Source organism: Sphingomonas sp. S-NIH.Pt3_0716 (genome assembly GCF_003950715.1).
Classification (GTDB): Bacteria; Pseudomonadota; Alphaproteobacteria; order Sphingomonadales; family Sphingomonadaceae; genus Sphingobium; species Sphingobium yanoikuyae_A.
In genome coordinates, this window is sequence record NZ_QLJK01000007.1 from 40,736 (window position 1) to 60,574 (window position 19,839).

The 19,839-nt window shown below is 64.9% G+C and carries 20 protein-coding genes; 10 read left to right on the forward strand and 10 right to left on the reverse strand.

Annotated features, from left to right (window positions below; genetic code table 11):
* Positions 1 to 3: 3 nt before the first annotated feature.
* The 6 genes from BRX37_RS07150 to fsa all read right to left on the reverse strand — a co-directional run bounded on the left by BRX37_RS07150 (position 4) and on the right by fsa (position 5,820).
* The gene (locus BRX37_RS07150; protein ID WP_125986063.1) at positions 4 to 1,161 is read right to left on the reverse strand and encodes an efflux RND transporter periplasmic adaptor subunit; all 1,158 of its coding nucleotides are present in this window, start codon (positions 1,159 to 1,161) and stop codon (positions 4 to 6) included.
* A 3-nt stretch (positions 1,162 to 1,164) separates the two neighbouring features.
* Complete coding sequence (locus tag BRX37_RS07155) at positions 1,165 to 2,427, reverse strand: TolC family protein (RefSeq protein WP_125986064.1); 1,263 nt, start codon at positions 2,425 to 2,427, stop codon at positions 1,165 to 1,167.
* Between the two features lie 74 nt (positions 2,428 to 2,501).
* Entirely contained in the window at positions 2,502 to 2,792 is a 291-nt protein-coding gene (locus tag BRX37_RS07160; protein ID WP_312251023.1) for a hypothetical protein, read from the reverse strand.
* Between the two features lie 683 nt (positions 2,793 to 3,475).
* The gene (locus tag BRX37_RS07165) at positions 3,476 to 4,684 is read right to left on the reverse strand and encodes a diguanylate cyclase domain-containing protein (protein WP_318276627.1); all 1,209 of its coding nucleotides are present in this window, start codon (positions 4,682 to 4,684) and stop codon (positions 3,476 to 3,478) included.
* 69 nt (positions 4,685 to 4,753) lie between these two features.
* Positions 4,754 to 5,080: an antibiotic biosynthesis monooxygenase family protein gene (locus BRX37_RS07170; RefSeq protein ID WP_125986066.1), complete on the reverse strand. Its 327-nt coding sequence runs from the start codon at positions 5,078 to 5,080 to the stop codon at positions 4,754 to 4,756.
* Positions 5,081 to 5,166: 86 nt separating this feature from the next.
* Positions 5,167 to 5,820, reverse strand: coding sequence for a fructose-6-phosphate aldolase (gene fsa, locus BRX37_RS07175; RefSeq protein WP_004210778.1), 654 nt, complete (start codon positions 5,818 to 5,820; stop codon positions 5,167 to 5,169).
* 141 nt (positions 5,821 to 5,961) lie between these two features.
* Between fsa and BRX37_RS07180 the strand changes: the two genes are divergently transcribed.
* From BRX37_RS07180 to BRX37_RS07190, 3 genes are read left to right on the forward strand one after another with little or no spacing between them, the layout of a single operon-like run.
* Positions 5,962 to 6,600 (forward strand): DUF2490 domain-containing protein, encoded by a 639-nt coding sequence (locus BRX37_RS07180; protein ID WP_318276628.1) that lies wholly within the window; start codon positions 5,962 to 5,964, stop codon positions 6,598 to 6,600.
* Between the two features lie 38 nt (positions 6,601 to 6,638).
* The gene (locus BRX37_RS07185; protein WP_125986068.1) at positions 6,639 to 8,807 is read left to right on the forward strand and encodes a primosomal protein N'; all 2,169 of its coding nucleotides are present in this window, start codon (positions 6,639 to 6,641) and stop codon (positions 8,805 to 8,807) included.
* On the forward strand, positions 8,807 to 8,983 hold the full coding sequence (locus tag BRX37_RS07190; RefSeq protein ID WP_125986069.1) for a DUF1289 domain-containing protein: 177 nt from the start codon (positions 8,807 to 8,809) through the stop codon (positions 8,981 to 8,983). The genes BRX37_RS07185 and BRX37_RS07190 overlap by 1 nt, the downstream gene beginning before the upstream one ends.
* On the opposite strand, the gene yfiB is transcribed toward BRX37_RS07190, so the two are convergent.
* The 4 genes from yfiB to ada form a co-directional block, all read right to left on the reverse strand.
* A complete protein-coding gene (yfiB, locus tag BRX37_RS07195) occupies positions 8,980 to 9,471 on the reverse strand; it encodes an outer membrane lipoprotein YfiB (protein ID WP_125986070.1) in 492 nt (163 codons plus the stop codon). The two genes, BRX37_RS07190 and yfiB, sit on opposite strands and share 4 nt — an antisense overlap.
* Before the next feature lie 14 nt (positions 9,472 to 9,485).
* Complete coding sequence (gene dgcN / locus BRX37_RS07200) at positions 9,486 to 10,706, reverse strand: diguanylate cyclase DgcN/YfiN (protein WP_125986071.1); 1,221 nt, start codon at positions 10,704 to 10,706, stop codon at positions 9,486 to 9,488.
* A 2-nt stretch (positions 10,707 to 10,708) separates the two neighbouring features.
* On the reverse strand, positions 10,709 to 11,254 hold the full coding sequence (gene yfiR, locus BRX37_RS07205) for a regulatory sequestration protein YfiR (protein ID WP_234415643.1): 546 nt from the start codon (positions 11,252 to 11,254) through the stop codon (positions 10,709 to 10,711).
* 86 nt (positions 11,255 to 11,340) lie between these two features.
* Positions 11,341 to 12,429: a bifunctional DNA-binding transcriptional regulator/O6-methylguanine-DNA methyltransferase Ada gene (ada, locus tag BRX37_RS07210; RefSeq protein WP_125986072.1), complete on the reverse strand. Its 1,089-nt coding sequence runs from the start codon at positions 12,427 to 12,429 to the stop codon at positions 11,341 to 11,343.
* Positions 12,430 to 12,554: 125 nt separating this feature from the next.
* Between ada and BRX37_RS07215 the strand changes: the two genes are divergently transcribed.
* The 7 genes from BRX37_RS07215 to BRX37_RS07245 all read left to right on the forward strand — a co-directional run bounded on the left by BRX37_RS07215 (position 12,555) and on the right by BRX37_RS07245 (position 19,781).
* Entirely contained in the window at positions 12,555 to 14,114 is a 1,560-nt protein-coding gene (locus BRX37_RS07215; protein ID WP_010338580.1) for a S1C family serine protease, read from the forward strand.
* A gap of 181 nt (positions 14,115 to 14,295) precedes the next feature.
* Entirely contained in the window at positions 14,296 to 14,850 is a 555-nt protein-coding gene (locus BRX37_RS07220; RefSeq protein ID WP_004210769.1) for a F0F1 ATP synthase subunit delta, read from the forward strand.
* A gap of 2 nt (positions 14,851 to 14,852) precedes the next feature.
* Positions 14,853 to 16,382 (forward strand): F0F1 ATP synthase subunit alpha, encoded by a 1,530-nt coding sequence (gene atpA, locus BRX37_RS07225; RefSeq protein WP_004210768.1) that lies wholly within the window; start codon positions 14,853 to 14,855, stop codon positions 16,380 to 16,382.
* Between the two features lie 42 nt (positions 16,383 to 16,424).
* The gene (locus BRX37_RS07230; RefSeq protein WP_125986073.1) at positions 16,425 to 17,015 is read left to right on the forward strand and encodes a LysE family translocator; all 591 of its coding nucleotides are present in this window, start codon (positions 16,425 to 16,427) and stop codon (positions 17,013 to 17,015) included.
* Positions 17,016 to 17,018: 3 nt separating this feature from the next.
* A complete protein-coding gene (locus tag BRX37_RS07235; protein ID WP_004210766.1) occupies positions 17,019 to 17,903 on the forward strand; it encodes a F0F1 ATP synthase subunit gamma in 885 nt (294 codons plus the stop codon).
* A gap of 24 nt (positions 17,904 to 17,927) precedes the next feature.
* Positions 17,928 to 19,373: a F0F1 ATP synthase subunit beta gene (gene atpD / locus BRX37_RS07240; RefSeq protein WP_004210765.1), complete on the forward strand. Its 1,446-nt coding sequence runs from the start codon at positions 17,928 to 17,930 to the stop codon at positions 19,371 to 19,373.
* 153 nt (positions 19,374 to 19,526) lie between these two features.
* Positions 19,527 to 19,781 carry an ATP synthase F1 subunit epsilon gene (locus tag BRX37_RS07245; protein ID WP_004210764.1) on the forward strand — a complete coding sequence of 85 codons (255 nt, stop codon included), beginning with the start codon at positions 19,527 to 19,529 and terminating at the stop codon, positions 19,779 to 19,781.
* The last annotated feature ends 58 nt before the right edge of the window (positions 19,782 to 19,839 follow it).

Sequence of the window (19,839 nt, forward strand, 5' to 3'; positions counted from 1 at the left end):
GGCTCAGTCCTCCGCGGCTTCGCTCTTGCCGAGTTCGGCCTTGAGCGTGAAGCTATTGACGGTGGCGATCTCCTCGGTGCCCTTCAGGCCCGACTTGATGATCACGCTGTCGCCGGCACTGTCGCCCAATTGGACGGCGGTTGCCTGGAACCCGGTCTTGGTCCGGACGAAGACGACCGACCGGCTCTCTTCCGTCTGCACGGCAGTCAGCGGCACACGGATCGCGCCATCGCCGCCGCTGCCGGTGAGCGCGACCGATGCCGTAACCGGCTCGCCGACGCGCCAGAGGCCATCACGATTGTCGAGAGTCGCGATGACGGGAACCAGTCGCGTATTGGCATCGAGCGCCGGCGACACGAACGTCACCTTCGCGGTCGCCTGTCGACCAGCTGCCTTGATATTCACCGTTGCGCCCGGACGCACCCGGCCCGCATCCTGCGGCTGCAGGTTGAGCGAAAGCGACACGCTCGAAAGGTTGGCGACGCGGAACAATTCAGCATCCGCCGCGACCGTCTGCCCCAGCACCACGCTGCGGCCGATAACCTGACCCGACATAGGCGCCACGATGCCGATGCGATTGAGGCCGCCGCCACCCGTGCCCGCAGCAGAAACCTGCTGCTGCGCCAGACGAAGGGCGATGCGGGCTTCGGTCGCTGCGGTGCGTGCAGCGATGAGATCCTGCTCAGGCGAGACGCGCTGCGAAAACAGACGCTGTTCGCGGGCGAGATTGCTGTTCGCCAGAGACAGCCGTGCGCGAGCAGCTTCGGTCTCGGCGTTGAGCGAGGCGGCCTCGCGGCTCTCGATCACGGCAAGCGTCTGGCCGCGACCGATCGACTGCCCAAGGTTACGGGTCAGCGAAACCACGCGGCCACCGATCGCGGCCGATACCACCTGCGTGCCCTGAGGGTCGCCATCGATGGTAGCGGGGAGCTCGATCGTGCCCGAGCCGCCCATCATCGGGCGCGCCGTCTGAATGCCAGCCGATGCGATCTGATCGGCCGAGAGCGTGATCTTGCCCTCTTCGGCTTTATCCCCTGTCTTTGCTTCAGCAGCGGGCGCCGCCTCGTTGGTCGGGTTCTCCTCGGCACCGCTTCCGCAAGCGGCGAGCGCCAGCATCAGGGACAGGGGCAAGGCGGCGTAGATGATCTTCTTGGATGTCATGGATCAGTTCCCCTGTTCCGGCGCGGGCGCTGTCAGGCGCTCCAGTTGCGCGCGGGCATTCTGATAAGAGGCAAGTGCGTCGATGGCGGCGAGGCGCGTCTGGGCCAGCGTGCGTTCGGCATCGAGCAGATCGAGCTGGCCGAACTTGCCTTCGCGATAGCCGATGCGCGCAATACGGGCTGCTTCCTGGGCCGCCTCAAGGGCAGGACCAATAGCCGTCTGTGCAGTGACTGCGGCATTCGATGCCGATGTCTGCGCGTCGGTGATTGCCTGCTCGACATCGAGCACTGTCATCCGCTTCTGGGCTTCCACCTGATTGCGCTGCGCGCGAGCCTGCGCGACAGCTGCCTTGCCCGAATTGAAGATCGGGATCGGCATCGTGACCGTGAAGATCAAGGCCGTGTCGTTGGTGGCTGACAGCCTGCGTAAACCGGGGCCAGCTTCGAGATTGGGGACTCGTTGAGAATTGGCGAGTCGAACATTGGCATCAGCCACGGCAAGGTCCGCATCTGCGGCCGCCAGGGCCAGCGTACCTACCGCGCTCGGTGGGACTTCGGGACCATAACCACGTGGCAAACGCTCCAACCAGGCCGTATCGAGCGGTCCGCCCATCGGTTGCCCAATCCGACGCTCGAGATTGGCGCGGCTGGCCTGTGCCAGCCGGATAGTCCGAACCAGTTCGGCATCGGCGTTGATCTTCGCGACATTGGCGCGCTGCTCCTCGATTGGAGAGGCCCGCCCGGCCTTTACCCGTACACTCGCAGCGTTCGCGGCGTCGCCGGCTATGCGCGCCTGATCGCGCGCCGTCTGGACACGCCGTTCGGCAGCAGCCGCTTCGATATACAGCTGCGTGACCTGCAGCCTGATGTCTGCCTGCGTGATCGCCGAGACTAGCAGCGCCTTGTCGGTCTGGGCATTAGCGACCGCGATGCGTGCGGACCGCTTGCCACCCAGTTCTATGGGAACAGCCATGCTGACCGTCGACTCGGCGCTACCAACGCCGCGATACGGTCCGCTTCCTGCGATATTCTCCACCTGCGTCTGCACGGTGGGATTGGGACGAAGACCAGCGACGGTACGTGCGGCGCGGGCCGCTTCGACATTGGCCTGCGCGGCTTCAGCCGCCGGGGCGCTGCCACCAGCGGCGGCAACCGCCTGATCAAGCGTATAGGGTGATGCCCCCGCTACCGCAGCGGGCATCTCCTGTGCCTGCGCCACAGCGACGCAGGACACGGCAGCCAATAAGGCTGCAATGGATCGGAACATGAATAGGAATCCTGAACACGAGTCATGGACGACCGGCGGCCTGAATTCAGGCGCAACGGTCCACTATGGCTCTGTCAGGCTATGGGTGGGCGTAGGTCGGGACCGATGGCCCAGCGCTTGGACGGGATCGGCGCAGGAATGAACGCAGGAGCGTTCACCGCGGAGGGGAGCATATCATCGCTGGCCGAAGCCGGCACAAACGCCGGAGCGCCCTGACAACCACCATGATGGTGCGGCATGCCCTTGTCGGCATCACCCTGCGTCTGGTCGGCATCGCCATCGCTATGCACGTAACCGGAGCATTCGATCGTGGGCGCCTGAGCGTTAGGAACTTCCTGAGCATGCACCATCGTCGTCGTCAGCATGGACAACGAAATCAGGCAGAGCAGGAAACGTCCCAAGCGGCGCATGACAGGCTACATAGTAGGCTTTCCGCAGAATGTCATCTGCAAAAGTAAAATCGCGGCATATTGGACTGTTTCTGAATGTTACATCAGATCATTGTGCCATGATAGCGCACTGATACACCATATCATCACGGATTAACTTTACCTAAACTATGATGCGATCGAATATACATCATGGCGCCGATAAGTATCATGCGAATAAATTTACATACCAGCCCAGACACAAGGCGCAATTTGCCAAAATAGCCAACCCCCGTCTTATGGGCATTACAGAACCATCGGAATAACACAGCACATCAGGCAGAGGCTTTGTGAGGCCGCTTCATCGGCAATGCCTACATGGACCTCAGAAGCGCTCCGTCATTCGTCATCATTGATATGATGCCGCTGAGCGCCGAACGTGTCCGCGATCTACCCCGGACCTCGCCGCGATCTTCGTGAATCTGATTTGTCGGCATGGCCGCCAGCGACACTTGTCCGCCAGCAGACCCCTTTGCCGCGCCCATAAAACAAGGATCGGAGCAGAAGTTGACAATGCCCCCCTTCCAGAGGAGCAGAAGTTGAAAATCAGCCGTGATCCTCTGATGACAAAAGCACCGGAAACTCTGGGGGGTCAGGAGCAGTCTTGCTGACAACCGACATCAGGCGCGACGTGCCACTTTGGCGAGGCGCAGCGGCGGAGTCGCGACGCTCAGGTCCACGCCCGATTCAACCGACATGCGATCGCGCCCCTTGCGCTTGGCATCATAGAGCGCGCGGTCCGCCCGATCGAAAAGATGCGGCAACTCCTCCGTGCCCGTGATGCTGGCCGCCGCCCCGATGCTGGTCGACACTTGCAAACTCGCCCCGGCGACACCCGCCCCGCTCTGCGCAAAACGATGGCAGATGCGGCGGCCGAGTGCCGGCAGATTTTCGGGCGGAAGGCCAAAGAGCAGAACGGCGAACTCGTCGCCGCCCAGCCGCGCCACCAGTGCATCGGCGGGCACGCAATCCGTCAATATCCCGGCTAGCGCCGACAGCAGCCGGTCGCCGGTGGCGTGACCAAAGCCGTCATTGACCGCCTTGAAATGATCGACGTCGCACAGCAGCAGCGCCACCGGCTGGCCGGCCCGCCGCGCCAGCGCCATCCCGGCCGCCGCCTTCGCCTCGAACGCGCGGCGATTATAGGCGCCGGTCAGCGAATCCCGCTCCGCCAGCGCCGTGATCTGCCGTTCGCGCCGGTGCCGCACCGCCGCCAGCATCAGCAGCGCCAGCGATACCTCGACCAATATGCCCTCATAGAGCGAAGCCTTGATCAGCAGCCCCTTAAAGCCGATCAGGCTAACGAACAGGCCCGGCATGAAGATCAGCCCCGACTTGGCGAGGTAGAAGATGCCATGGCCAAGGAAAATATGCCCCAGCCGCACCGCATCGCGCACCTCACTGGTGCGGCGGAGCGAAAGCAGGAGGGATGCGGCCTTGAGCGACAGGATTGCGACCAGCGCCGAATTGACGAGGCCGAACAGGGCAGTGCGATCACTTGCCGGATCGGTGCCCAGCAGCGCCACCCAGACCAGCAGCACGCCCAGCCAGATGCCGGGAAGGCGTCGCCCGGCGAAGGCGGCCGCGCCCTTGGCGAACAACAGATGCGCCACCACCAGCAGGCCGTTGGCCAGCCAGACATAGAGAAGGAAGCTGTCCGCCGTGCGCAGCACCGACATGCCGCTGCCCACCACGATGGTCGCAAATCCCGCGCTCCACCAGGCGAGCGAGCGCACCTTCGCCAGACGCCATTCGGCAGCCAGCACCAGCGCCGCAACAAGGGCGATGGCCTGGGTCATGAGCAGCATGGTGACGGCGTCGATCGGCATGGACAGGTTCATCGGGGAAAGGAGCGTGCTATCTAGCCGAATATGCTGAACAAAAGGTTCCCGCCCGGCTCAGCTCGTCGCACGCACCAGCAGGTCGTCGGTGACCGTCATGGTGAAGATCGGGTCGGCATCGGCCGGCACCTCGGCGATTGCATCGACAAAGGCGGCGCGGGTTTCCGGATCGTCATAGACCATCTTCGCGTCGAAGGCAGCGCGCCAGGTCGCCTCGTCCGGCCATTCGGCATAGCCCACGAACCGCCCGTCCGCATCACTGTGCAGGCGCGATCCACAGCTGCCATATTTTTCGCGGATCAGGTCGGTGCCGCGGCGCCAAGCTGCGCGGAACTGCTCTTCCTTGCCGGGGTGGACGCGCCACCAATAGACCGCAACGAACATGGCCACCTCCTTGTGCGGAGACAATGGCCGGGCAGCGGCAGGAGTTCCGGCGGGCAGGCCGATCGCCCGCCCGCCGGCAATGTCGCTTAGAGGATCGACTGGCCGGTCTTGGCCCAATCCGACATGAAGCCGGCAATGCCCTTGTCGGTCAGCACATGGTTGAACAGGGCCTTGATGACGGCCGGCGGCGCGGTCATCACGTCGGCGCCGATCTTGGCGCTGTCGAGCACGTGGATCGGGTGACGGACCGAAGCGACCAGGATTTCGGTGTCGAACGCGTAATTGTCGTAGATCAGGCGGATGTCTTCGATCAACTGCATGCCGTCAAAGCCATTATCGTCATGACGGCCGACGAAGGGCGAGATGAAGCTGGCGCCGGCCTTGGCCGCGAGCAGTGCCTGGTTGGCCGAGAAGCAGAGGGTGACGTTGACCATCACGCCATCGTCGGTCAGCGCCTTGCAGGTCTTGAGGCCGTCGATGGTCAGCGGCACCTTGATGCAGACATTGGGCGCGATCTTCCGCAGGACCGCAGCTTCCTTCATCATCGTCTCATGGTCGAGCGCGACGACTTCGGCCGATACCGGGCCGTCGACGACGCCGCAGATTTCCTCGATCACTTCCAGGAACTTGCGGCCCGACTTGTGGATCAGCGACGGGTTGGTGGTGACGCCGTCCAGCAGGCCGGTGGCAGCCAGATCACGGATTTCGGCAATATCGGCGGTGTCGACGAAGAATTTCATGGGATGCTCCAGGGCAGGATTCGCGAATCGGCTCCCTTTAGCGGCTGGCCGATGGATTGGCCATCGGGGCGAACGGCGATTGCCTTGGCCCCCGCCGCCTTCTACCTCTTCCGCGACGGGGGAGCGGCCATGAAATTTGCGATGCGCGCATATATTTGCCTGACTGCCCTCGCCATGCTCGTCCTGCCCTTTTCTGCCCGCGCTGCGGATCAGGAGGCGCAGACCTGGATCAGCGCTGGCGGCGTCGTGCAGATTGACGATAATGACCGCATCGGCATCGAAACAAGCTATCGCCTGCGGCCGGCCGACGACCAGTTGCTGCAACGGATCACCCTGGATCATCGGATTGCCGACGGCGTGCAGCTGGGCGGCGGCTTCGCCTTCGTTACCAGCCGGAAGCAGAAGGAAATGCGCTTCCACCAGCAACTGATCATCGACCTGGGCGTACTGCAGAGCCGCACCCGGCTGGAACAGCGCTACATCGACAGCGCCGCGCGCCCGGCCTGGCGCCTGCGCGAACGTATCCAGCTCGACATCCCGCTGGAAAAGCAGCGCAAATGGTTCCTCCTGACCTCCGCCGAATTTTTCTTCGAACTGCACAAGCCAAGCGCGGTCCAGGACAGCGAACTTGTGACCACCCGGCAACTGATCGGCCTGCGTCATGTGCTGACGTCACGGCTCGGCGTCCAGCTCAGCTATATGCGTCAGCATAGTTTCCCCGACAACCGACCCGATGAGGTCGTCCATGTCCCCTGGCTGGCGATCGCCTGGCGGCTCTGACGATTTGCCAGAACGGCAAGAGCGGTTAAGGACACTCCATGGCCCGCGCCCGTGTCCTCCTGCTCAATGCCGCCCTCGGCCCGCTCGACTATCGCATCCCCCATGGCATGACGGCCAGGCCGGGCAGCATCGTGGTCGCCCCGCTGGGCCCACGCCAGCTGGTCGGCGTGGTCTGGGACGAGGAGTCCTTTCCGGATGTCGAGACGGTCGGCGACAACCGGCTGCGCAACCTGCTGGAAGTGCTGGACGCGCCGCCGCTGCCCGAAACGCTGCGCCGGCTGATCGAATGGACCGCCGACTATTATCTCGCCCCGCCGGCCGCCGTGCTGCGCATGGCGCTGGCGTCGATGTCCGCGCTGGAGGGCACGCGCACCGTCATCGAATATCGTGCCAGCGGCCAGTTGCCCGATCGCATGACCGAACAGCGGACCCAGGCGATGGAGCGGATCGGCGACCGGCAGGGGCTGGTGCGCGAACTGGCGATGATCGGCGGGGTCAGCGATACGGTGATCCGTGGTCTGGTGAAGGCCGGCGCGTTCGAGCCGGTCGAGGTCAGCGTCGACACCCCCTTCCCCGAGCCCGATCCGGCTCACGCGCCGCCGGCCCTGTCCGATCAGCAGATGGCGGCCGCGACCGACATGGCGGACGCGGTGCGTGCCCATGAATTCGCCCCCTTCCTGCTCGACGGCGTCACCGGATCGGGCAAGACCGAGGTCTATTTCGAGGCGATCGCCGCTGCCATCCGCGCCGGCAAACAGACCTTGGTGCTGCTGCCCGAAATCGCCCTGACCGAACCCTTTCTGGAGCGGTTCGAAAAACGCTTCGGCACGGTCCCCGTCAACTGGCATAGCGGCCTGCGCCAGAGCGAACGCCGGCGCGCCTGGCGCGCGATCGCGGCGGGCGAGGCCCGTGTCGTCGTCGGTGCCCGGTCCGCCCTGTTCCTGCCCTACCCAAATCTCGGCCTGATCGTCGTCGACGAGGCGCATGAGGCGAGCTTCAAGCAGGAGGAAGGCGTCCATTATCACGCCCGCGACGTCGCGGTGATGCGGGGCCTCATCGAACATTTTCCGGTCGTTCTGGCCTCCGCCACGCCGGCGATCGAGACACGGCATCAGGTCGACCTTGGCCGCTATCGCGAGATCAAGCTGCCCGCCCGTTTCGGCGGCGCGCAGATGCCCGATATCGAGGGCATCAACCTGCTGACCGATCCGCCCGAGCGCGGCCGCTGGATCGCGCCGCCGCTGGTGGTGGCGATGGAGGAAGTGCTGGCCAAGGGCGAACAGAGCCTGCTCTTCCTCAACCGGCGCGGATATGCGCCGCTGACGCTGTGCCGCCATTGCGGCTATCGCTTCCAATGCCCCAATTGCACCAGTTGGATGGTCGAGCATCGCCTGACCAAGCGGCTCGCCTGCCACCATTGCGGCCATGTCATCCCGGCGCCGCGCTTCTGCCCCGAATGCAAGGAAGAGGACAGCCTGGTCGCCTGCGGCCCAGGCGTCGAGCGCATCGCCGACGAGGTGAAGGCGCTGTGGCCACAGGCGCGGGTGGCCATCGCCACGTCCGACACGCTGCATTCGCCCGCCCGCGCCGCCGATTTCGTGAAGTCGGTCGAGGCCGGCGACATCGACATCATCGTCGGCACCCAACTCATCACCAAGGGCTATCATTTCCCCAACCTGACCCTGGTCGGCGTGATCGACGCGGACCTGGGGCTGGAGGGCGGTGATCTGCGCGCGTCTGAACGCACCTTCCAGCAGATCATGCAGGTCGCCGGGCGCGCGGGACGCGGCGAAAAGCCGGGCCATGTCTTCATCCAGACCCGCATGCCCGATGCCGAAGTGATCCAGGCGCTGATCGCCGGCGACAGCGAGCGCTTCTATCTGATCGAGACCGAAAATCGCCGCCGCGCCAATGCCCCGCCCTTCGGCCGCTTCGCCGCGATCATCATCTCCAGCGAGGACAGCGACGAAGCTGCACAGACCGCCCGGCTGATCGGCAAGTCGGCGCCGCAGGTGGAGGGCATGCGGGTCTATGGCCCCGCCCCTGCGCCCCTCTCCGTCCTTCGCGGCCGCCATCGCCATCGCTTGCTGATCCACGCCACGCGCCAGGTCGACATCCAGTCGGTGATCCGCGAATGGCTGGGGAATTTGGTGTGGAAATCGACCACCCGCGTCGCAGTGGACGTCGATCCCTACAGCTTCATGTGATGGCCGCGCCGATCGAGAGCCCCTGCCGCAATCTCTGTTCGCTTGATGCGGAACGCAGAGGTTGCACCGGCTGCGGCCGCACCCTCGACGAAATCGTCCATTGGCGCAGCATGACCGATGCCCAGCGCACCGCCGTCATGGCGCGGGTGAAGGATTTCGAGCCGATCCGCCGTTAAAGCGGCATCGCATCGCCTGGTGCGACGATGATGACCACGCGGCGGTTTTCCTGACGGCCGACCTCGCTGTCATTGCTCGCCACCGGCACCCGCAACCCCATGCCCACCGGATGCAGAGCCGCCGGTGTCATGCCGCCCGCCGCCAGCGCGTCGGCAACGGCCTGCGCCCGCTTCTGCGACAATTGCTCATTATAGGCGGCCGTGCCGGTATTGTCCGTATGCCCCTCCACCTTGGCGCCGCGCACTTCGACGGCGACCAGCGCGCTCGCGATCCGGCTGATCACATCGCGCTGCGCCGGGATCAGCACGCTCTGGTCGGTCGAGAACAACAGCCGGTCGGCCATGCCGAATTCCCAGTTGCTGCCGACCGGCTGAAAGCCATTGGCACGCAGCACCGTCTTCTGTGCTTCGGTGAAGCCATCACTCGGCTGCACCGTCTGACAGGCTGCCAGCAAAGTCAGCGCCAGGAGGGAAAGAAGCTTTCGCATATTGTTCCTCATCATCAATTCCGGCCGTCGCTCCGCGCCTTGGCCGCATACATGGCCGCGTCGGCATGGCGCAGCAGTGCGCGCGGATCGACACTGTCCTGTGGATAGAGAGCGCTGCCGATGCTCAGCGAGGATCGGATGCTGACGCCGCTCGGCAACATGATCGGCTGGGTCATGCCGGCCCCGATCTGGGCCGACATCTGATCGGCCTCGGATCGGGTCGCCCCGGCCGCCAGGATCAGCGCAAATTCGTCGCCGCCCAGACGGAAGGCCATGTCGCCCGGCCGCAAGGCCATCCGCAGCCGCGCCGCGATGACGATCAGCATGACATCGCCGGCATCATGGCCATGGCTGTCATTGACCTGCTTGAACCGGTTCACATCGACATAGATGACCGCGAAGGATGTGTCGCCTGCATCGGCCTGCGCCATGGTCGCCGCCAGCTCTCGCTCGAACATCGCACGATTGCCAAGGCCGGTCAGCGGATCGCGCGTCGCCTGGCGCTCCAGGATACGATTCTCGTTCAAAATGCCGGTGTGCCATTCGTCCAGTTCATCCAGCAGCGCATTGAAATCGCGCGCGAACTGATCGACCTCATGAATGCCGGCGACCGGCACGCGCCGATCGAACTGGCGGTCAGTGCGAACTGCATGGGCGACTTGTGCGATATGGGCCAGCGGTCCCGTCACGTCGCGCTGCAACCGCCGCGCCAGCAACTGGGTCGCGACGATGGTCAGCCCCAGGCAGGCGAGCGCAGTGGCCACCCCCGACAGGATATAGCGCCCCAGCCCTCCGGCATCGCCGAACACCTGCACTTCGGCGACGACGACCGGCCCATGATGAACCGGCACCCGCACCGGGCTGGGCCAGAACAGCGCGTCCACGATCCGGGACAGGTTGCCGGCCATGCCGCGATCGGGCCGGTTCCAGGCCGCGATCAGCCGTCCGTCACGATCATGCAACTCGACCGATCGCACGCTTTCGGATGCCGCCACCGTGGCGATCCCGCGCCGTGCCGCGTCGACATCCTCGAACACCAGGGCCGGCTCGACCGTATAGGCGACGGTCTGCGCGATCAGCGTCAGGTTGCGCGCGGCATAGCCGCGAATGACGGTGACACCTGTCACCGTCAGCGTCAGGCCCGCCATCAACACGGCGAACAGGATCAGGCGCAGATGCGCCCGCGCCAGCAACTGACGCAAGGTCGGCATTGCGGTCGAACTTGGTTCGGCCATGGTCAATAGCCCCCCTTCGCCACGCGCAGCACGCGCGGATCGATCCGCACCGTAGATCGGGACACCGCATCGATGTTGAGCTGAAAGGACAGGGTCTGCGGCGCAAACAACAGGCAGAACATCGCCCCGCCCGCACAGTCGCGATCATCCTCCGCGATCGTCACCACCGGATTGCCGCGCACGGCGGCGATCAAACGCTGGCGCACCACCGCGTCCAGGCTTCCGAGATAAAGCGCATCGCACCGCGCGGCCGGCGCGGCCTCGTCGGCGGCCAGCGCCACCGTGGCGATCCGCGCCCCGTTCGTCAGGCTGATCTCATCCAACTGGTCGCCATGGGCGACGACACCGGCCATGCACATGCGCACGACCGGCCGCGCGGTTGGCCAGCGGGTAAATTCCAGGATGGATCCGACCATGCGCGCCACGCCGGCCGCCATCCGGTCGGGGCCGGGGCCAATCGGCATCGCCACCGGCCGCGCCAGCGGCAAGGCCACTGTCATGGTCGGTGTCATCAGCAACAGCCAGAACAACAGACTACGCAAGCCCACCCGCCCCCATCGAAGAAGGCGCGAGCCTATAGTTAATCAAAAGTTAAATTACGAGAATATTGTGACGCAAGCGGATCGAGAAAGGATCATTCACCTGTCGCCTTCGCTGTCATCTTCGCACGTCGCTCCCGCTCCAGCAGGCTCCGCTTGCGATCGACTCCATAGGCATAGCCGCCCAGGCTTCCGTCGCTGCGCAAAACACGATGACACGGCACCAATATTGCCAGGCCATTGTCGCCGCAGGCCGTCCCTGCCGCGCGCACGGCGCCCGGCCGGCCGATCGCCGCGGCGATTTCTCCATAGCTGCGCGTCTCGCCCGCCGGGATCGCCCGCAAGGCGGCCCAGACCGCCTGCTGAAAGGCGGTGCCGCCGACATCGGTCGGCAGGTCCGCGTCGGCGCCCGGATTGTCGACCAGCGCCGCCACTGCCGCCGCCCAGCGATCCAGCGCGGCGTCCGCGGGCAACAGAGTCGCGTTGGGGTATCGGCGGCGCAGGTCCGCCTCCCCTTCCTCAAAGGCGATGCGGCACAGGCCACGCTCGGTCGCCGCGACCAGCAGCGCGCCCAGGCTCGTCCCGATCACGACATGGCGGATATCGACGCCGCGCCCGCCCTCGCGCCAGGCGCTGGGCGTCATGCCCAGATGCCGTTCGGCATCGGCATAGGCGCGGCTCGGCGCATTATAGCCCGCCTCATAGATCGCATCCGTCACGCTGCCCGGCGTCGCCAGTGCCGCCTTCAGCCGCTCGGTGCGCAGATCGCGGGCATAGGCGGCCGGGGTCAGGCCGGTGATCCGCTTGAACAAGCGATGGAAATGATGCGGCGCATAGCCGACATGGTCGGCCATCTCCTCCAGTCGGGGCGGCGTTTCGGCCGCGCGGATCAGGCGGATCGCCGCCTCCACCGCCTGCTGGTCGCGCCCCACCTCATCCGGCCGGCAACGCAGGCAGGCACGGAAGCCCGCCGCACGGGCCGCCGCACCATCAGGCAGGAAGATCATATTCTCCCGCTTCGGGTGCCGGGCCGGGCAGCTGGGCTTGCAATAGATGCCGGTGGTCAGCACCGCACCCACGAAGCAGCCATCCTGTCGGCGATCGCGCGCCAGAAAGGCGGTCCAGCAGGCTGCGGCATCGGGCATGGCGGCAGGGACGGGTTCGGGGCGTGTCATCTGGTTCATGGATATGGGGTAATCCAGACGGCTTGGCGAGGCTTCCCGTCGCTTGCGGTCAAAAGCACACGGCCCGTCGCATCCGCTTTTTCCCGATTGCCTAAAGCGGGCCTTCGCATATGTATGCGCCTCCTATGGTCGCCCTTTTCCGTCGCCTTCGCCCGATCGCCGCGCTTGTCGCGTCCCTCGTCCTGCTCAGCCCCGCACGGGCCGAACAGCAGGATATCACCGCCGCCGCGCGCAGCGTGGTGCGCGTCGCCCTGGTCGCGACCAATGGCGCGGACGCCTATTTCGTGGGCCATGGCAGCGGCATCGCGATCGCCCCGGACAAGGTGCTGACCAACGCCCATGTCGTCGAACTGGCGCGCGAGGAGAAGGATCTCGTCATCGGCGTGATCCCGTCGGAGGGCAAGAAAAGCTATGGCGGGCGGATCATCGCCTATTCGCCGGGCAATGACCTGGCCCTGATCCAGCTGGAGGAAGGCAGCCTGCCGGTCGCCACCTTCTATGCCGGGGCGGTCGATGACGGCCAGCATGTCACCGCCATCGGCTATCCCGGCACCGTCGATCGCGCTCAGGGCCTCAGCCTCAAGCAACTGGTCGAGCCGCTCGGCACGGTGAAGACCAGCGGCAGCATCTCGTCTGGCCGGTCCAGCCAGAGCTTCGACACCATTCTGCACACCGCCCCCCTTGCCGCCGGCAACAGCGGCGGCCCGCTGGTCGACGATTGCGGCCGGGTGCTGGGCGTCAACAGCTTCGGCTCGATCTCGGACGGCAATGATGCCGAATTCGGCTTTGCCGTATCCTGGCGCGAAGTCGCCTCCTTCCTGCGCCAGGCCGGCGTGTCCTCGCTCCACACCGTCGTCGCCTGCCGCACCATGGCCGAAGCCGACGCGGCCGAAGCCTCGATCACCCAGCGCGAATCGCAGCTGACCGAACAGAATGACCGCGCCGCCGCCGACAAGCGCGAGCAGGCGCTGCAGCAGGCCCGCGACACCGCCGAGCGCGACGTCATTTCCGGCCGCGAAAATGCGATGGCGGGCGCCGCCGTGCTGCTGGCCCTCGCCGTGCTGGGCCTGGGGGCTGGCGGCCTCTTCTACAGCCAGGGCCGCGAAAAGCGTGCCACCTGGTTCATCGCCGGTGGCGGCATCCTGCTGATGGGCGCGCTTGGCCTGTTCGTCTTCAAGCCCAGCTTTGCCAGCATCGACGAGCGGGTGAAGCTGCCCGAGGACCAGAGCGTGGTCAGCAACAAGGCCTTTGCCTGGGCCGGCGACAATATCTGCCGGATCGACCTCAACCGCAGCCGACTGACCGTGTCGCAGCCCAATGATGTCGGCCTGAACTGGGCCGAGGGCGGCTGCGTCAACGGCGACACCCAATATCAGGCGACCGGCACGACCTGGCAGCGCGCCCATGTGCCCGACGAGGGCAATTATGTCAGCCGCAGCGAATTCGACCCGGCCACCGGCCTGTTGCGGGTGCAGCGCTGGCTGCCCGATGGCGACACGATGGACAAGGCCCGCGCCCTGCTGAAGGATGGCCCGATCAAGGGATGCAGCAGCGATTCCACGATGTTGACCCGGATCGCGACGCTCCAGTCGGACCTCGCCGCGCTGCTGCCGCCCCAGCCGAACGAGCGGCTGGTCTATCATTGCCAAAAAGGACGGCTTGCCCCCGCAGACCCTGCCCCCTAGCCTGTCCGTTTTCCCGAAAAACTCAGTCAAATTGGCTTGATTTCGTCGATGCGATGGAATCGTGTCACATGACTTGCATAGTCATATTGGCACTGCTAACCGGCCCGACAACAGGGGACGGTTATTACTGCTCCCCCTCTTTTTGCATGACCGGCAAATCAAGTTGGAGGACGGTAAGCGCGTGGAGACTACCGGCGGTATTCAGGCCAGCCTCAGCGGCCGCTATGCGGTGGCGCTGTTCGATCTGGCCCGCGACGGCAAGACGCTCGACACCGTCGCAGCGAGCCTCGCGGCAATCAAGGCGGCGATCGCAGAATCGTCTGATTTCAAGGGCCTGATCAACAGTCCCGTTCTCAGCCGCGACGCAGCGGGTAAGACGATCGCGGCGGTTGCATCCGCCATGTCGATCGATCCGCTGACGACGAATTTCCTGGGCGTGCTCGCCCAGAACCGTCGCCTCTCGCAGCTTCCCGCGGTCATCCGCGCCTATGAGACGCTGCTGTCGAATCACAAGGGCGAGGCCCGCGCCGAAGTGACGAGCGCGCATCCGCTCACCAAGACTCAACTGACCGCGCTGGCCAAGGGCCTCAAGGCGCGCGTCGGCCGCGACGTTGCCGTCGAGGCCAAGGTCGATCCCGCGATCCTGGGTGGGCTGGTCGTCAAGATCGGCAGCCAGATGATCGATTCCTCCATCCGCACCCGTTTGAATAGTCTCGCCCTGGCGATGAAAGGCTGAACATGGATATCAACGCCGCAGAAATTTCGAAGGTCATCAAGGACCAGATCGCCAATTTCGGCACCGAAGCGCAGGTCAGCGAAGTCGGTTCCGTTCTGACCGTGGGTGACGGCATCGCCCGCGTCCATGGCCTCGACAACGTCCAGGCGGGCGAAATGGTCGAGTTCGCCAATGGCGTTCAGGGCATGGCACTCAACCTCGAAGCCGACAATGTCGGCATCGTGATCTTCGGCTCGGACGCCGAGATCAAGGAAGGCGACACCGTCAAGCGCACCGGCACCATCGTCGACGTTCCCGTCGGCAAGGGCCTGCTGGGCCGCGTCGTCGACGGCCTCGGCAACCCGATCGATGGCAAGGGCCCGATCGAATATACCGAGCGCAAGCGCGTCGAAGTCAAGGCGCCGGGCATCATCCCCCGCAAGTCGGTGCATGAACCCGTGCAGACCGGCCTGAAGGCGATTGACGCCCTCGTCCCCGTCGGCCGTGGCCAGCGCGAACTGATCATCGGTGACCGCCAGACCGGCAAGACCGCCGTCGCGATCGATACCTTCATCAACCAGAAGGGCATCAACGCGGGCGACGACGAGAGCAAGAAGCTCTACTGCATCTATGTCGCCGTCGGCCAGAAGCGCTCGACCGTCGCGCAGATCGTCAAGCAGCTCGAAGAAAATGGCGCGATGGAATATTCGATCGTCGTCGCCGCGACCGCTTCGGAACCCGCTCCGCTCCAGTATCTGGCGCCCTATACCGGCGTCACCATGGGCGAATTCTTCCGCGATAACGGCATGCACGCCGTGATCGTGTATGACGACCTTTCCAAGCAGGCCGTCGCCTATCGTCAGATGTCGCTGCTGCTGCGTCGTCCTCCGGGCCGCGAAGCCTATCCGGGCGACGTCTTCTATCTCCACAGCCGCCTGCTGGAACGCGCTGCGAAGATGAACGACGCCAATGGCAATGGTTCGCTGACCGCGCTGCCGATCATCGAGACCCAGGCAGGCGACGTGTCGGCCTATATTCCGACCAACGTGATCTCGATCACCGACGGCCAGATCTTCCTCGAAACCAACCTCTTCTACCAGGGCATCCGTCCGGCCATCAACGTCGGCCTGTCGGTGTCGCGCGTCGGCTCGGCCGCGCAGACCAAGGCGATGAAGAAGGTTTCGGGCTCGATCAAGCTGGAGCTGGCCCAGTATCGCGAAATGGCGGCCTTCGCCCAGTTCGGTTCGGACCTCGACGCCTCGACCCAGAAGCTGCTGAACCGCGGCGCGCGCCTGACCGAACTGCTGAAGCAGGGCCAGTTCTCGCCGCTGCCGTTCGAAGAGCAGACCGCGTCGATCTTCGCCGGCACCAACGGCTATCTGGACGGCATCCCGGTCAAGGACGTGACCCGTTATGAAGAGCTGATGCTCGCCTATCTGCGTCACGACCACCCCGAAGTGCTGACCGCGATCCGCGACAGCAAGGATCTGGGCGACGACGCCAAGGGCAAGCTGAAGGCTGCGCTGGACTCGTTCGGCAAGACCTTCGCTTAAGACGCTGTGCTGACCGCCCATTCCCTTCTTGCCTGGACCGTGATGTCGATCGGTCTGGTGCTGCTGCCGGGGCCGGACACCATGTTGGTGGCTGGCCACGCAGCGCGCCGCGGCTTCAAGGCGGGAATGGCGGCGATCGGCGGCATCCAGCTCGGCGGCCTGTTCTACATGCTGTTGTGCGGCTTCGGCTTCCTCAGCGTGCTGAATGCGGTGCCGGGGCTGTTCATGGCAGTGAAGATCGCCGGTGCCCTCTATCTGGCCTGGATGGGCTTTGGCCTGCTGCGCGGCGCGATCAAGCCGGCGCCGGCAAGCGAAACGCCCAAGGTCCGGATCGGCGGATCGCCCTTCGCCCAAGGCCTGGTCAGCACCGTGCTGAACCCCAAGGTCGCGATCTTCTTCCTCGCCGCGCTGCCGCAGTTCGTGGGCACCGGCCCGGATGCGCCGTGGCAGGGCATGCTGCTGATCGCGATCGTCTATGGGCTGGGCTTCCTGTGGTGCGCCCTGCTCGCGCTGCTCGCCACCAAGGCGGGCCGCAAAGTGGGGCAGAGCAGCGCGATGCGCTGGTTCGAAGGCGCCATGGGCGTCGGTTTCTTTGGTCTCGCGGGCCGTCTGGCCCTTGCTCGGAATATTTGAACTATGGCTAGCCTCAAGGAACTGAAGCTGCGCATCGGGTCGGTGAAGTCGACCCAGAAGATCACCAAGGCAAAGCAGATGGTCGCCGCGGCCAAGCTGCGCAAGGCGCAGGCCGCTGCCGAAGCTGCCCGCCCCTATAGCGAGCGACTGGAAGCGGTCGTCGCGAGCCTGGCGACCAAGATCGCCGGTGGCTCGGGCGAAGGCGCTTCGCCGCTGCTCGCCGGCACCGGCAAGGACGAAGTCCATCTGCTGGTCGTCGCCAATAGCGATCGCGGCCTTGCCGGCGCGTTCAACGCCAATATCGTGAAGGCCGCGCTGGCCAAGGCCCGCGCGCTGGAGCTGGATGGCAAGAAGGTGCTGTTCTACCTGATCGGCCGCAAGGGCCGTCCGGTGATCAACCGCACCTATCCGGGCAAGATCGTCGCCAATTACGACACCACCGGTGCCAAGGAGCCGGGCTTTGCCCAGGCCCAGGCGGTGGCGCAGGAACTCAGCCAGATGTTCCTCGACGGCAAGTTCGACGTCGCCCATCTCTTCTATTCGCGCTTCAAGTCGGCGCTCGCGCAGATCCCGACCGAACAGCAGATCATCCCGGTGAAGATCCCCGCCGACGCCGACCGCAACGCGATCGCCGCCACAGTGGAATATGAGCCGAGCGAGGAAGCGATCCTCGACGACCTGCTGCCGCGCAACGTCACGGTGCAGCTCTTCAAGGCACTGCTGGAAAACAACGCGTCCGAACAGGGTGCGTCGATGACCGCGATGGACAATGCGACCCGCAATGCCGGCGATCTCATCAACAAGCTGACGATCCAGTATAACCGCAGCCGCCAGGCCGCGATCACCACCGAACTCGTCGAAATCATCTCGGGCGCCGAAGCCCTCTAAGGACAAGCAGGCAAGGACATAGTCATGGCAACCACCAACAATGTAGGCCGCATCTCGCAGGTCATCGGCGCCGTCGTCGACGTGACCTTCCCCGATGCGCTCCCGGCGATCCTTTCGGCGCTGGAAACCAGCAACAACGGCCAGCGCCTGGTGCTGGAAGTCGCCCAGCATCTGGGTGAGAACACCGTCCGCACCATTGCGATGGACTCGACCGACGGTCTGACCCGCGGCCAGGAAGTCACCGACACCGGCGCGCAGATCTCGGTTCCGGTCGGCCCGGCCACCCTGGGCCGCATCCTGAACGTCGTCGGCGAGCCGATCGACGAGCGCGGCCCGGTCGCCACCGAACTGCGTTCGCCGATCCATGCCAAGGCACCGGAATTCGTCGACCAGTCGACCGACGCCTCGATCCTGGTCACCGGCATCAAGGTCATCGACCTTCTGGCCCCCTATGCCAAGGGCGGCAAGATCGGCCTGTTCGGCGGCGCCGGCGTGGGCAAGACCGTTCTCATCCAGGAACTGATCAACAACATCGCCAAGGGCCATGGCGGCACCTCGGTCTTCGCGGGCGTGGGTGAACGCACCCGTGAAGGTAACGATCTGTACCATGAATTCCTCGACGCCAACGTCATCGCCAAGGATGCCGACGGCAACGCGATCAGCGAAGGTTCGAAGGTGGCCCTGGTTTATGGCCAGATGAACGAACCGCCGGGCGCCCGTGCCCGCGTCGCCCTGTCGGGTCTGACGATCGCCGAATATTTCCGCGACGTCGAGAACCAGGACGTGCTGTTCTTCGTCGACAACATCTTCCGCTTCACCCAGGCGGGCGCGGAAGTGTCGGCTCTGCTCGGCCGTATTCCTTCGGCCGTGGGCTATCAGCCGACCCTGGCGACCGACATGGGTCAGCTGCAGGAACGCATCACCTCGACCAACAAGGGCTCGATCACCTCGGTTCAGGCCGTCTACGTCCCCGCGGACGACTTGACCGACCCGGCGCCGGCGACCTCGTTCGCGCATCTTGACGCCACCACCGTTCTCAACCGCGCCATTTCGGAACTGGGCATCTATCCGGCGGTCGATCCGCTGGACTCGACCAGCCGCGTTCTGGAGCCCCGCGTCGTCGGCCAGGAACATTACGACACCGCCCGTGCCGTCCAGTCGATCCTGCAGAAGTACAAGTCGCTGCAGGACATCATCGCGATCCTGGGCATGGACGAGCTGTCGGAAGAGGACAAGATCACCGTCGCCCGCGCGCGCAAGATCCAGAAGTTCCTGTCGCAGCCGTTCCACGTCGCCGAAGTCTTCACCGGCATCTCGGGCAAGTTCGTCCAGATCGAAGACACGGTGAAGTCGTTCAAGGCCGTGGTCGATGGTGAATATGACCATCTGCCCGAGAACGCCTTCTACATGGTCGGCGGCATCGACGAAGCCATCGAAAAGGCGAAGAAGCTGGCTGCAGAAGCAGCCTAAGCAACAAACCCTCCCCTCCCTTCCAAGGGAGGGGATTGAGGGGTGGGTAGCGAGCGAAGCGCGCTTCCTGTCTCTCGGCTAGGGCGCAGGCCATCGCATCGCGATGGCACCCACCCCCGGCCCCTCCCTGGAAGGGAGGGGGGAGATTTTAGAATGGCACTGCATTTCGAACTCGTGACCCCTGAAAAGCTCGTCCGCTCGGAAGAGGTCTATCAGGTCGTCGTTCCCGGCACCGATGGCGACTTCGGCGTGCTGGAGGGCCACGCGCCCTTCATGTCGACCGTGCGCGACGGCGCGATCCAGATCTTCGCATCGGCTGGCGCCGCACCGGAAATCATCCCGGTCGAGGGCGGTTTTGCTGAGGTCAATGAAAAGGGCCTGACGGTTCTCGCCGAAAAGGCGGGCTGAGGCTTCCTGGCGCGCAGGCCGATGTGGGAGCCAGGCTCTTTCCAACCTGCCGCATTCA